Below are 13567 nucleotides of genomic sequence, written 5' to 3' on the forward strand. Positions count from 1 at the left end.
GGGCGGCTCGTTGCCCGGGGACGGAGTGTCCTCGCGCCAATAGCAGGATGGGAGGAATCGTTCTTCTGGTCGTTGGGTCGGCGGTTTCGCGCACGCTCGATATGGAAGATCCGTTATGGGAACGAGTCGCCGACGCCTGCAGCCCCACTTTGCGAGCATCATTGTTCCGTTCAGGGATGTATCCGATTCAGGAGGCCCGTGACTCTCTGGCCGATACGTGCCTTTCGCTTGGCCTGCGGCATCAGCTTGATCTTCCGGGAAAGCATCGCTTTTGGCGTACGGTCCAGTTACAGGTGGGGTTCAGCGGGAAGTCAGGCGCAGCGCGACTCTGGGCCTGGCTGGCCGGCTTCAGCATGCCGGAAACGATGAAGACGCTGCTCGGAGAGACAGGCTACAACGGATCTGACACCTTCAAACGGCTTTGGTGGTTGCTGCATAAATGGAGCGCGAGTCTCAACGATACGGACCTCGAAGAGGACTTGCTTAGAAATCCGTGGTATCCATCTGAAGCTCACAGCGCTATCAAAGCGAGCCTTTCGGGCGAACGCAAATTCGCACTACCTGGAATCGGAATGTTGGATGACAACCAAGTCTCCACACTTCTGAGTACCGCAAAGTTCAAGAAGAGAGAATTTGAAATCAGACTTTCGGACTTCCTGCCAGGCGAGGTCGACGCTTCGGCGGCCAGCACCTTGCGGCTCTATGTTGAGGGCTTTAACGAAGTGTTGCGTTTGATCCGTAACGAGGACGGGAGCAGGGAACTCGAAGGCGGATGCCTCCGCATTGGCGTCTGGAATGCCCTCCAGAATCCTACCCGTGAGGTGCGGGTAATCGGTCAGAGCGGAACCCTTTACAAGGAACGACTGGAACTTTGGCCCGACGACTTGGATGTCTTGCTGTGGGAGGAGAGCACGGGGCGTCTGGTTCGCGACTTGACCCGTTTTCAAGCCGAAGGAGGACGCGGATACTTTCTCATCACTCGCAGTGAAGCCCGGATATTCACGAATCTCGGCGAAGTCAATTGCTTGGATCGCAGTGACTATTGGTCGTTATATTCGTTCCCGCACGGCTTTCCGCCAGCCATGGAAGTCATATTAGACGGCAGTGCAATATGGGCGCCGGAGCTTCCATCGATTGCGACAATGACGCTTAAGGGAAGCTCGTTGCGGATCCGAGAACTGTCTATTAACTCACTCTCGGTCGAAGTAATCGCCCCGCCGGGATGGGCGATCGATGGCTTCCGCTTCTGCGGGCGACGATTCACGGGCCGGACAGCTCAGATTGATATTTCGCCTATCCGCAAATACGAGAACAGGGTCGCGCATCTGTCGCTTCATCGTGGCGAAGAAGAGTTGACTGTCTCATGCAGGTCAGAACAGGCCAGCGAACACGCTACAGGAGCTGCATTTCAGGATGGCGCTGGCGAGTGGCATCCGATCTTGCAGGGCAAAGCGCTCGATGGAGGGAATCTCGACGGCCGGATTCTGGCAACGAGCTGGAGTGAAGATCAGTCGGCCGACCCGTGGCTAACGCTGGGTAGCCAGCCTCTGCTGGCACTCCCGAGGTCGTCGAGAAGGCAGCGCTACATTGCGTGTGGCGAAAGCCTGCAACTACGGTTTGGACTGATGAACGAGGTGACGTCGAGCCGGATCACGCTCGCCCCTGCCGTTTATTCGACGGGAATGCTTGCGGCCGTTCTCGAAGAACCTGGGCGGTACCTGCTCGTCCTACGGGAACCGATCGAGGCGATTGATGACTTCAGGATCTGGGTGTGGGAACGAGGTTCTTCGCTGCCGCGCCGACTAATTTCAGATGTTGTGACGCCACAATCGGATAACCAGGGTTTTTCGGTCTCGAGTCGTAGCGTCGCGGGGCCAATGAGCTGGGCAATTGAACTTGATGGAGGATGGCGCGGCGCCCGCTTCCATGTTGAGCCGCACTCGAAGATCTGGCCGCTGCTCTGCGATGCATGGACAAACACTCTCAGTCGGGATAGCGGTTGGTATGCGACCGCAAGCGCGCTGCGTTGGTGGCGGTTTCCGGTTTTGATGAAGCCTTTCCGAGAGCCCGTGCAGGCACAAGCGAGCCAATTCAGAATCGAGACGTTCAAGGCCTGGATCGACTCGGCGTCTCCAGCCGGTGCGGAGGTGTCCAGAGTTGCTCTCGAGTTCTACATTAACCCGCTCCGGACTTTTCTTTGGAATTGGCAGCCCAGGGCCGGCGAATGCATGCAAATTTGGACTGATCTTCAGTCTGAAGTGACGACAGCATTTGAAAAGGGAACGATCTCTCTGTCGACTACACTGCTCTTAATCGCCCACCCCGTTCTCCTGGCGAAAATTGTCTCCGAGATCCTCTGGACAAATCTGCGGGAAGCGGAGGCGAAGGTGCCAACGATACTGGACAACAACTCGTTTCGCAAGGTGCCTAGTCCTGTACAGATCAGCCGAATTGAAACCGAGTACCGGGCATTGTTCGGGCACGCTGCCGATCTGATCGAGCAGAACGCGGGCTACGGAAAGCCGCCGACTGGAATGAGCAGCTACCAGTACCTTCGTTCGGAGGCATTGAGCGAACTGAAAAGCTGGACAGATGCCCGGCCGCTCGATGACAGCTTCTTCCAGGAGAACATACTTCGTCCGGCAGAGGCACTTTTTGATGGGGAGCCTGCAGATACGAACCGCCTGATGGTTGCCGTATCTCGCTCTCGCGCGTGCTGCGCGTTTCTTGTGTCTTATCTGCTCAAACTCAAGGGGCTTAGAAAGTATGAATAACAATGCACTTCAGCTGGATGCTTTGGCTGCGGAACGAGATCTGCGTCGCAGGATTGTCGAGTTGGCCACAAGCTATCGTCCGCTGCGCGACGAAAAGATGTTGAAGATGTGCCGTGAAGCATGGGCAGGCGATGAACTATCCGGTGGAGTCGTAGGTCAACTCTGGGTTGAATGTCTCTTCCCGAGCGAAACGGGCCGCGATACCCTTGCGAGTCTTGCAGCGCAAGGTCTCTTCGATTTCCGCCTGCTTGCCCAGTTGAATCATCCGCACAGGTGTCCAGAATCACGGCCGCTCTATCGCCACCAAGAAGAGGCGATCGTTACCGCGGTCAATGGAGATCAACGAGATACTCGCCCGGCTCTGATCGTAACTGCCGGCACCGGCGCCGGCAAAACTGAATCTTTCCTGTTGCCGGTTTTGAACGATCTTTATAGAAATCCCCGAAAGCCGGGGAACTCCGGCGTGCGGGCGATCTTTCTCTATCCAATGAATGCACTGGTGAACGACCAGGTTGACCGCCTAAATGCGTGGCTCGAAGATCAGCCTGAAACGCAGGACCGGGTGACTTTCTTGCACTTCACATCGGAGACTCCCGAGAATACGCGCGAGCTGAATCGATCAACCCTAGCGCATCTAACTCCGAATCCTTCGCGGATTCTGACGCGCGAACAGGGGCGCCGCACGCCACCCGATATTCTCATCACCAATTACTCCATGCTCGAGTACATGTTGTGCAGGCCGCAGGATGCTTCCTTCTTTGGTCCTTCGCTCCGGTCGTTCGTGCTCGATGAAGTCCACCTCTACAGCGGCACTCTGGCAGCTGAGATTTGCCTGCTGATGCGCCGGGTGGCGCTTCGTTGCGGCGTAAGTACTGAACGCGTTCTGCAGATTGCAACATCGGCGACTCTCGGGGGCAACACCAACGAACTCCGCCAGTTTGGGGCAACTTTGTTCTCAAAAAGTCCGGAGTTGGTCTATCCGATCTACGGCCGCCCACACCGCAGGGATTTGCCTGAGGCGGCAGGGCCTGCATCACCTCCCCCGGCGGAGATAATCGACGCTAGACCGCTCGAGACCTTGCCGATCCTCGATTCGGAGAAGCGGGAGTTGATTGAAGATTCCAAAACGGCAGCCATCGCTCGACAATGTATCGCGCCGTTTGTTTCTGAAAGTGTTGTCCAGGAACTGGCGAGTGAGACGTTTCCGGCGCGCGTTCTGCACTATGCGCTTTCAAGAGCGCCAATTGTCCATAGTCTGGACGAGTTTTTCTGGAAGAGGTCGCGCGATGGGCAGTCCGTGGTCCGTCTACGTGAAGTAGCGGAACACCTTTTTCCTGGCGCTAGTCTGGATGTTGCTGAGAAAAGCGCCACGGCGCTTTTGCAACTTACTGCAAGAGCTCGCAACGAAGCCGATCAACTACCAGTGATTCCCCATAAACTGCACATCCAAGTGCGAGCACCTGGGCACTTTTCCGTCTGTCTGAATCCAGCATGTACAGGGGACCGCAGACGTGTCGTAGAAGAAGCTGGCCTTCTGATTCCAGATTTTGCCGAGTTTTGTCCGGCGTGCCATTCGGCCACACTGACGCTCACTATCTGCCGGAACTGCAGCGATTGGTTGCTTGCTGGAACCTCGGCAGGAGACCGGATGCGCGCACGGTCGGAGTGGAACGATTATCAGCCGGTACCCGAAGACGAAGACCACGACCCCGCCCAGGGGCACTACCTTCTTCGGCCCGCCGCCTTATCCGATGCAGAGCCCGACTGGTTCATCGACCTCGAGAGTCGCTCGACCATCGATATCCATTCCCGTGCGGCTCATTTTGTGCGGTACATGAGCTGCCCAAATTGCGATGCGAGTGTCGGACAGTTTGAGCCGATGGCGCTTCCGGATGTATTAACACTGCCAGCGGTAGCCGAGAGCGTGCTTGCTGCCATGCCTCCCAATACTAATAGCGCCATGCGCAAGATCCTTCCATCCGGAGGCAGGCAACTCCTCACTTTCAGCGACAGTCGGCGCCAGGCGGCCCGTCTAGGCCCTCATCTGACCTATCAGCACGAAATCCTCTTAAGCCGCATCGTTATCACCAGGCTTTTGGGTACGTCGGTCGATTCCGTCAAGCTGAAACGCGAAATCGAAACGCTTGAAAATGCAATCAAAGAGGCCGATGACCCAGAGATCCGGGCCGCGCTTGAAGTGGCAGTTCGAAAAAAGCAAACTGATCTTCACGCGGAGCAGGACGGCCGGTCAATGGCGGACTGGGCCCGAATAATGAAGGGCCGAAATGAGCTAAGCCAGTTCTTTGCGCGAGAATCCTCTGTTCAACATACGACCCGAGTGACGGGCAACAAAACATGGCCAGAGGCATGGGAACAATTTTGGGACGCGAATCGAAAAGAAATGGAAGACGACACCTTTCGTTTGCTGGGCCTGGAGTTCCTGCTTCGGCGAAGCCACTCCCTCGAAACGCTTGGTTTGGCGGAGGTGGTTTATCCGTCGATCGAGAAGTGTGTTCTTCAGCGCCTCGATCATCTGTCTGTCACTGAGCACGCTACGTTGCAATCCGTCTGGCCGGACTACCTTGCCGCGATCTGCGACACGCTGCGCTCGCGAAGTGCCATAACGTTCAATGACAGTGACAACGAAGGCCGCGATGATGCCTCGATTATTTCGTTCCCGATCGGACGTTGGGTTTCGCGCGAAGGGAGTGGCATTCGCATTGATCCAATGGTCGGCGCCGGAGGGATTCGAAGCATCCGGGCCAAGATTCACGGCTGCCGTGCTTCGTTTGATGCAGGTCTCAGAGGCCCGGTGGCCGGTAGTGGTGCCGAGCGTACTTGGAGCGGTATTTGACTCACTGCTACAAGCTCTCCGTGAAGAGAAGATCGATTTCTTACAAACCCGGACACGGATGATTGCAGCGGGACAGGTCGATGTTATCCGCATCAATTTCCAGAAATTGCGCTTGCGGCGTCCTCCGCACTTGTTTCGCTCGGTCATTACGGGTGCTGTGTGGCCGCGCTCTGTGCTGGGCTGTGCACCGGGCGAGAGCACTGGCGAGGTACCTCTCGTGCAGGTAAGCCACGACGATCTCGATTCCGATCCTGCCCTGAGCAGAGAGCGCGTAAATTTCGTGAACTTTCCGGGCAGCGATACAGCGTTGTGGGCAGAGGAGCATTCGGCTCAGCTGGCTTCCCACGAGAGCGCCAGATTGCAGGAGTTATTCAAGGCCGGCGGAAGGAACATCCTGAGTGCGACCACAACACTTGAGATCGGTATTGATATCGGAGGTTTGTCAGGAGCGCTGATGGCCAACGCGCCGCCTGGCCGCGCCAACTACCAACAGCGCGCTGGCCGCGCTGGCCGCAGGAATGATGGCTCGACGCTCGTCGCGCTCTTCGCCCGGTCGCTCGGGTACGAGCAAGCCATTTTCCGCGATTTCGGCGCTTTGTTTTCGAAGGAACTGCGGAAACCGTCAATCTTCCTCGAACGGGAGAGATTCGGGTTCCTGCACCTGAACGCGTTTCTTCTAGGTGAATTTTTCCGTCAGATCTTCCCTACTCGCATTACCGGGGCTATGGATGCATTCGGGCGGATGGGTTGGTTTTGCCACATGGCAACTCTCACGGTAGGCGCAGGTGCGAATCCTTCGCTGCGGATTCCGGCCGAACCTTATCAATTCGAGACCTCGCGGCCGCTCTGGTGGGACGCTAATCCGAACATGGGGCTCGACCAACAGTTCATTCACTACATGGATCGGCTAACTGCAGACCCGTCGGAGATTAGAGAGAAATACCATCTCTTGCTTGAGGGCACCCCACTGGTTGGTAAGCCTCCGGTTGAATTGATCGAGCGAGCGAAAAAGTTCTTCATCCAATGCATCAACGAATGGACAACCACCTATAACCGGCTACTTACCGCCTGGCAGAACGCGAGAACGCAACAAAACAATCGTGCCGTACTAAACGCAATCGCATTTCAGGCTCAGGAGCTTTCAAAAACGACAGTGATTGAAGCGCTGGCGTCAGCCCGCTTCCTGCCGCGATACGGATTCCCGATCGGTTTGCAGGCACTGCGGCTACCACACAACAGCTTCAGGGACGGAAACAGCACCGTCAAGCTTGAGCGCGACGGAATGCTCGCTCTCAATGAGTATGTTCCAGGGTCCCGCCTGCTCGCCGGCGGCAGAATCTACTCGTCGCACGGCGTAATCCGCTCCTTCGATCCTGACGGGGGAGGCTTTGGCTTAACGCGATATCGTTTCGAATGTACGCGGGGTCATGTGTTCTACGACATGCAGGCGAATGCTACCCAATGCAGGACGTGCGCCGCGCAGCTGCGTTCGAACCGTGGCCGCCCGGTGATCGTACCCCGCTTTGGGTATTCGTGTGCAGCGTGGGACCCGCCAAGCTGGTCAGGAGATCCGGAGCGGATTGGAACAACCGAGCTCGTATCGACGGTCGATTTCCTGAATCGGAGCGGCCTACAGCTTTTCGAGGCTTTCGGAGGGCATGCGCGACTCAAGGCCACTTTCTGCGAGGGCGGAACCCTTTTCGGAGCGAATCCCGGGCCTCATGGTTTTGGCTTCGCCATATGCACAAACTGCGGATACACGGACGGCGAGAGGGCCATAGGCGAGGGCAGGCAGAACCTGCCACCAGGATTTGAGTCGCATTCTCCGCTCTGGTCCCATAGGGCAAATCATCGGTGCTGGAATGCCCAGACCACGGCTCCAGTGCTCCGGAACCGGTCCTTGGGTGCAGAAACCAACACCGACGTCCTTCAGATTGAAGTCAACACTCTGTTCTCGCGTTACCAGCAGCCCAGTGATTCCGAGCGGATCGCGCGAACGTTCGGTCATGCCATGCGTCTCGCCGGCGCTGCAATTCTCGAAGTGGACACGCGGGAGATCTCCGTTGTTGCTGCCAGAATGGCCGGTGATCCTTGGGGAGTTCATCTTTTCGACACCGCTGCCGGTGGGTCCGGCCACATCGCTTCCTTACTGGAGGATCAGAATGCTTGGTTTACGGGAGCAATGGATCTTATTCGCGGAAATGAGGACCATGATCGAAAGTGCCGGGAAGCCTGTTTGATGTGCCTGCTGGATGCTCAGAGCCAGGCGGAATTTGAGCGGAGTAAGCTTGATCGCAGTCTTACTCTCGAGTTCTTGACTGAAGCCTAGAGGGTTGGCTCTTATTTGATCGGCGTTTTCGACGGTCAGGTAGATGTCAATGGGGAACCCACAACGCTGACAACCGAGACGATCTGAGTCTACTCGATATCACAGCCAGCCTCTATCTTGACAACAAATGGTGGATGAGACTTTCTCTGTCTCATCCACCTGAAAGCCGGCGACGACTCGTCGTCGGCTCCGTCAGCTGGATCATCAGCGGCCTCGATCTTAGAGAGCCGCTTCATGGTGATGGCGTGGACCTCGGCGATCCGGTGCTTGAAGGTGTTCCCTTTGACTTCATCCTCTACCTCGCGATACCGGAGAATGCCTTCCAGGGTGATCAGCTGTCCCTTCTGGATAGTCTTGGCGAACTTCGAGAGATTCCTCCAGGCATAGACGCGATGCCATTCGGTGCGAGTTTCGTACTCGCCTTTGTCGTTCTTCCAGCTCTCCTGGTTTGCGATGTTGAGGACGACGTACTCGCGGTTGTATCCCTGGAGCGATTCCGAACGTTTCTTCCCTATTGCTTTGTGATTGACACTTCAAGTTTCTGAGCTTGGTTTTGCTACTCGCGCCATGAGGAGGACATTGAACAGAGCGGCTCCCTTCCGGTTTGCCTTTCTATGGAGAAGGCGAGGAGATGGGCCGAGCGGTAAGCTTCGGTGCTGCCATTCCCTTGTCACTTCGATCAAGTACCAGGACCGACCCGCCGCCGCAGACATCGCCTTCTGTGTCGCCGCATATGGCAATGGCATGACCGAGGACCGGATTGAGCGTGCCCTTGAAGACGACTACCTTCCCAGAATCCGCTGCGCGCCTCTGCGAGGTGCGGACTCCTGTCCCCATAGCAAGTCTGGGTCCCCTTCCGCAGATTCTTTCCAGTCGCCTTGGGAGTGGGTCGCGACGGCACACCCTCCGGGCAAGCATGTACCGCAGACAGCGGACAAACCAAAAGAAACGGAGCCAATCACCATGTTCAACAAAGTCATCCTCAATCGGCCGCCTCGGGCAGAACGCAGAAGCCAAAACCGCTCAGAACACTATCTGCGTTCAGCGTGCCGGACACACCCCCGCCCTTCGGACGCACGCTCTCCTCTCCCGCGATCCCAGCCCATCCAAGAGAGCTGCCTACATCCGAACCTGGGGTTAATTGTCTCGCGGCATGCCGACCATCTTGGTCGTTGAGGACCGGCACGAATCTGCACCCAGGCGTGAAATGACAATTATTGTGGATATTTTCGACAATTTTAGAATTGCGGATAATTTCGGAAGCTTCTAATTTTCAGAGTGGGATCGGACGGATTTTGCTGCCAGTTTTGAAGCACTGGTGGAATGGCGTACTCTGCCGACGCTCGGGATTCATCCCCAACAGGGGCAGAATAAGCCGCTGTCGAGCGTACATGCCAGAGGACCAGCAGCCATCTGCACATCACCCAATACTCCAGCCTTACGCCAAAAGCATTTCACATGGTTGGTGATGTCCATCGCCTCATAGAGGCCATCCTTGATGGTGACGGTCGGTGCAATTACCAACACGCGTCCCCTGGCAATGCCAAAAAGTACCTGAAGACAAGTCCTACTTCCACCGGATCGGCGACTTTCTCACGTTTGCTGACGAGATCATTCTTTTCGGCCACGGCAAAGGGAACAGCAATGAAGCTGAACTGCTGCGGGATTTCTTGCACACTCACAATCCGACGATCGGTGACCGAACCATCCGAGTTGAAGATATGGACCTATCGTCTCTCTCGGAGCCGGAGATCGAACGGCGTCTGAGAGAGCACTAGCCATCATCAATCGCCAGCTGTCGAGGAGCACCTCTTCATACCCGCCTGACGTCTACTCCACGCTCGACGAATGGCGCGATCATCCCGTCAGTGGCCCCGGTATCCGTGATCAGAATGTTCAGCTCTCCGATATCGCAGATGCGCCAGCCCGCTACCTTCCCGAATTTTGTGGAATCAACCACCGCAATTCGACGGCGGGAAGCCTTAACCATCGCCGCGTTGAGTTGGGCCTCTTCCGAGCTGAGACAGCTGACTCCCCATTGTCCGTCAATGCCATCCGAACCGATGAACAGGGTATGGATCAACATCTGCTTCAGACTGTCCACCGCGGTAGGACCGACAAGGGAAAACCAATCGCCTCGAAGATGGCCGCCCGTAACAAAGATGTCGAGGTCTTTCCGCTTCGATAGCTCCATGGCCACGTTGACGGTATTTGTGACAACCGTGATGTTTTGGTTCAAAGGAAGTCCGCGGATGACCTCAAGGGTGGTGGTGCCCGGAGTCAACGCGATTGTGTCGCCTTTCTCAACGAGCGCGGCCGCTGCCTGGCCGATCCTTCGCTTCTCATCGGAAAAGCTCTCGAGATGGGCCTGAAAAGTCCGATCATTCTTGAATGGCTCGTAGAAGAGAGGTTCGAGCAGTGCGGCGCCGCCATGGGTTCGCTGAAGGACCCCATCATTTTGCAGTTGATCCAGGTCGCGGCGGATCGTAACCAAAGATGTCCCGAACTTCTCACTGAGAGATTCGACCGTGACATTGCCAGATTTGCGCAAGTGTTCGAGGATCGCATTCAATCGTGTCTGCTGCTTGCCCAGTCCAGATGGCTCGGACGCTTCTCGCGTCTCTTTCTTCGGTTTCTCTGGCTGCTTACGCTTCGCCATTATCGCTGGCTCCAATAGTGCTGTATTTGTTCGAGTGACTTCCCACGTGTCTCGGGAATCCATTTCCAAATGAAAACGAATGTTATCAAGGATAGCAACGCGTATAGGGCAAACGCTCCGGATAGGCCCATACTGTCAACGATGGACAGAAAGGTAAGGGTCACGACCAGACACGCAGACCACAAAGCCATAGTGGCAATCGAGGTAGCTTGACCGCGCACGCGGGTGGGAAAGATCTCGGCGATATAAACCCACACGCCCGGCCCCAGGCCGACCGCGAAAAAGGCAATGTAAGCCAAGATGCAGCCGAAGATCAGATATTGGCCGCCCGGCCCCAACTTGAACGACGCGGCCAGAACCGTGAGTGAGATAGCCATACCAGCCGTTGCAACAAGGAAAAGCAATCTGCGGCCCCAGCGGTCAATGAAGAACATGGCCACGATGGTAAAGATCAGGTTCACCAGGCCGACGACCACATTGACGCCAATGGCGAGCTTCATGGACTGACCGTGGAACTGTTGGGCGAAGATTAGGGACCCGTAGTAGAGCACCGTGTTGATCCCGCAGATCTGTTCGAGCACGGCAAGAGCAATGGCGATGAGGAGTCGCGGCCGCATATGTTCCGAAAACAGTTCTCCGGCCCCTCCGCCCTCTTCTGAGATCGCAAGCTCGATGGCATTCATTTCCGCCTGAACGCCGTGTGGTCCGGCGATCTTCTCCAGGACCGCGTACCCTGCTTCCCTCTGGTTGTTAGCGACCAGCCAGCGCGGGCTCTCCGGTATGTAGAACAATCCGACCAGAAAGCCGACCGAAGGAAAGGTAGCCACCCCGAACATCCATCGCCAGCTCGTCGAACCTAGCCCTGCGAGTTGCCAGTTGCTGAGGTACGCAACCAGAATTCCCGTCACGATCGCGAGTTGATTCAGTGAGACAAGTCGCCCCCGACTCTCCGGTGGTGCTACCTCCGAGATGTAGACGGGGGTGAGAGCTGAAGCAAGCCCGATTGCCAGGCCTCCGATACCGCGCATGCATGTAAAGAAGACGAAGCTGACAGCAAGAGCACTCCCGAGTGCGGATACTGCAAAGAGCAGGGCGGCGCCCATCAGGCTCTTGCGACGCCCGAACAGGTCGCTGCATTTGCCGGCTGCGCCAGCGCCGACCAGACATCCTAAGAGAAGGGAACTCGCGGCGATCTCTGTCTGAAAGCTTGTGAGACCGAAATGGACTTTCAGAAAGACGAGTGCGCCATTGATGACCGCCGTATCGAACCCGAAGAGGAATCCCGAGGCAGCAGCCACCGAGGCCACAAACCAGACATAAGCAGAGTTGCTCGTTGCCGAGCGCTCAGACCGCGTGGTTGGTTCGATTCCCGACATTTTGGCCCCGCATCGAAAAGAGTGAGTTGGACTGCGTCAGATACTTCTCCATCTATAACGTGATAGTCGGTTAGCACCTCTAAGTCAATCGTTATGGCTCATTTCGTAAGTTTCAATGATCGAAATTGGCGATAACGCAAGCGTGAGGAAGCGAAATAGATTGTGTTTCGATCACCAAACCCGCTAATGTAGAGTCGCGGGAAGTGGATCAGCATGATGGAACTTGATTGGCTGGGCGGCAAAATCGCTGGAGAGGGAGTGCTTCGGCTTTCCAAGAAAATCCGTGACCTTGAAGATGTCTTCGAGGATCACGCAGCGTGGACCTCTATGGACCCGGAAACCCTGGTCTATTCCGTGGAATGGACACAGCCCACGGCGCAAGATACCGAAGGCGGGCTGTTTTGGGGAGTGACCGTCATTGAGCCGGGAAGGGTAGGGGAGGAGTTCTTCATGACGCGAGGACATTTCCATGCGAAACGTGATCGCGGAGAGTACTACACCGCCGTTCAAGGAACGGGGATGTTGCTCCTCATGGACGAGTCCCGGAGTGGCCGCTCGGAGCAGATGACGCCGGGCTCCTTACATTACATTCCCGGGCACACTGCACACCGAGTGGTGAACACCGGGCAAGATCCCTTGATCTTCTGGGCATGCTGGGCGAGCGATGCCGGTCACGACTACGGGACCATTCAACGAGAAGGATTCAGTCACCGTGTGATTGCCAGTGAAGGCTCTCCTCGCTTGGTACCCTCCACACAGCCTTGAGCCCATTGGATCGGATATGTCGTCATCACGAAATCTCGATCTGCGATGGAATGAAGCAACGCAAAAGTTTGAGTACGGTGCGAACGTGTTTGGGCCACTTCCAGAGCACCGGCGTTTAGATGCTATTCGCGCCAGTCTTCTTGATCCGCAGTGCAGCGGACCTGACCCGGTCTACAGCATCGTGATGGATGTCGGCAGACAAGAGCACAAAGGTGAATTGGAGCGCCGCAATCTCTTGTTCGGCGTTGTCTCATACCCTGCCGGCAGACTCGGGCGCGAACCGGTACGCAGTCAGGGACACATTCACAAGATTTCGGTCCATTCCGGATGGTCGGCGCCGGAGTTGTTCGAGATATGGGACGGCACCGCGATCATCTATGCTCAGGAATCGACGAGTGATGACCCAGGTAGATGCCTTGCAGTCACCGCCTTGCCTGGAGATCGAGTCGTTGTCCCGCCGGGTTGGGCTCATTGCGTGATCAACGCCAACCCGCATGAACGAATGATTTTCGCAGCATGCTGTGACCGCGACTACGGCTTCGTGTACGACGGGGTGAGGGCGCGCGGAGGCTTGGCTTGGTTCCCAATCCTCGATGAGAACGGTGGAATCCGTTGGGAGAGCAATCCTCGGTATCGAAGCTCTTGCCTGGAAGAGCACAAGGCGAGAGCTTATCCGGAGCTTGGGCTATCCGACACATCGATCTATGATCAGTTCGCTCAGGCTCCGGAAAGTCTCCAGTGGGTTTCAGAACCATCCTTGTTCGCGACGGTCTGGCGTTCATTCGAACTCTAGAGCGCTTCGGTGGTCGC

General features: G+C 56.4%; 9 protein-coding genes. 5 read left to right on the top strand and 4 right to left on the bottom strand.

Translation table 11 applies throughout. The features are described from left to right. Window positions 1-47 precede the first annotated feature (47 nt). Genes Q363_RS16905 through Q363_RS16915 form a run of 3 tightly spaced genes read left to right on the top strand, consistent with a single transcriptional unit; the run spans window position 48 to window position 7957 of the window. Window positions 48-2774 carry a hypothetical protein gene (locus Q363_RS16905; RefSeq protein ID WP_035352365.1) on the top strand — a complete coding sequence of 909 codons (2727 nt, stop codon included), beginning with the start codon at window positions 48-50 and terminating at the stop codon, window positions 2772-2774. Then, window positions 2767-5628: a DEAD/DEAH box helicase gene (locus Q363_RS16910; RefSeq protein WP_035352367.1), complete on the top strand. Its 2862-nt coding sequence runs from the start codon at window positions 2767-2769 to the stop codon at window positions 5626-5628. The genes Q363_RS16905 and Q363_RS16910 overlap by 8 nt, the downstream gene beginning before the upstream one ends. Before the next feature lie 58 nt (window positions 5629-5686). After that, window positions 5687-7957, top strand: a complete 2271-nt coding sequence (locus Q363_RS16915; protein ID WP_035352369.1) for a DUF1998 domain-containing protein — start codon at window positions 5687-5689, stop codon at window positions 7955-7957. An 89-nt stretch (window positions 7958-8046) separates the two neighbouring features. On the opposite strand, the gene Q363_RS38300 is transcribed toward Q363_RS16915, so the two are convergent. From Q363_RS38300 to Q363_RS16940, 4 genes are all read right to left on the bottom strand, one after another. Continuing rightward, window positions 8047-8472, bottom strand: coding sequence for a single-stranded DNA-binding protein (locus tag Q363_RS38300; protein ID WP_084080445.1), 426 nt, complete (start codon window positions 8470-8472; stop codon window positions 8047-8049). A gap of 1002 nt (window positions 8473-9474) precedes the next feature. Beyond that, a complete protein-coding gene (locus Q363_RS40650) occupies window positions 9475-9633 on the bottom strand; it encodes a hypothetical protein (RefSeq protein WP_157467030.1) in 159 nt (52 codons plus the stop codon). A 137-nt stretch (window positions 9634-9770) separates the two neighbouring features. Then, on the bottom strand, window positions 9771-10616 hold the full coding sequence (locus Q363_RS16935) for a DeoR/GlpR family DNA-binding transcription regulator (protein ID WP_051978891.1): 846 nt from the start codon (window positions 10614-10616) through the stop codon (window positions 9771-9773). Continuing rightward, window positions 10616-11992: a sugar porter family MFS transporter gene (locus tag Q363_RS16940; protein WP_035352377.1), complete on the bottom strand. Its 1377-nt coding sequence runs from the start codon at window positions 11990-11992 to the stop codon at window positions 10616-10618. Before Q363_RS16940 ends, Q363_RS16935 begins: the two co-directional genes overlap by 1 nt. A gap of 213 nt (window positions 11993-12205) precedes the next feature. Between Q363_RS16940 and Q363_RS16945 the strand changes: the two genes are divergently transcribed. Beyond that, entirely contained in the window at window positions 12206-12757 is a 552-nt protein-coding gene (locus Q363_RS16945; protein ID WP_035352379.1) for a glucose-6-phosphate isomerase family protein, read from the top strand. Between the two features lie 16 nt (window positions 12758-12773). Beyond that, window positions 12774-13550, top strand: a complete 777-nt coding sequence (locus Q363_RS16950) for a glucose-6-phosphate isomerase family protein (protein WP_035352384.1) — start codon at window positions 12774-12776, stop codon at window positions 13548-13550. The last annotated feature ends 17 nt before the right edge of the window (window positions 13551-13567 follow it).

Source organism: Edaphobacter aggregans DSM 19364 (assembly GCF_000745965.1).
In the GTDB taxonomy this organism is placed as follows: Bacteria; Acidobacteriota; Terriglobia; order Terriglobales; family Acidobacteriaceae; genus Edaphobacter; species Edaphobacter aggregans.

What these genes read in the sequence shown, in the direction of transcription:
- Q363_RS16950 (WP_035352384.1), top strand. Translation starts at nt 12,774, where the DNA reads ATGTCGTCATCACGAAATCTCGATCTGCGATGGAATGAAGCAACGCAA.
- Q363_RS16940 (WP_035352377.1), bottom strand. Translation starts at nt 11,992, where the DNA reads ATGTCGGGAATCGAACCAACCACGCGGTCTGAGCGCTCGGCAACGAGC.
- Q363_RS16910 (WP_035352367.1), top strand. Translation starts at nt 2,767, where the DNA reads ATGAATAACAATGCACTTCAGCTGGATGCTTTGGCTGCGGAACGAGAT.
- Q363_RS16945 (WP_035352379.1), top strand. Translation starts at nt 12,206, where the DNA reads ATGATGGAACTTGATTGGCTGGGCGGCAAAATCGCTGGAGAGGGAGTG.
- Q363_RS16935 (WP_051978891.1), bottom strand. Translation starts at nt 10,616, where the DNA reads ATGGCGAAGCGTAAGCAGCCAGAGAAACCGAAGAAAGAGACGCGAGAA.
- Q363_RS16915 (WP_035352369.1), top strand. Translation starts at nt 5,687, where the DNA reads ATGATTGCAGCGGGACAGGTCGATGTTATCCGCATCAATTTCCAGAAA.
- Q363_RS16905 (WP_035352365.1), top strand. Translation starts at nt 48, where the DNA reads ATGGGAGGAATCGTTCTTCTGGTCGTTGGGTCGGCGGTTTCGCGCACG.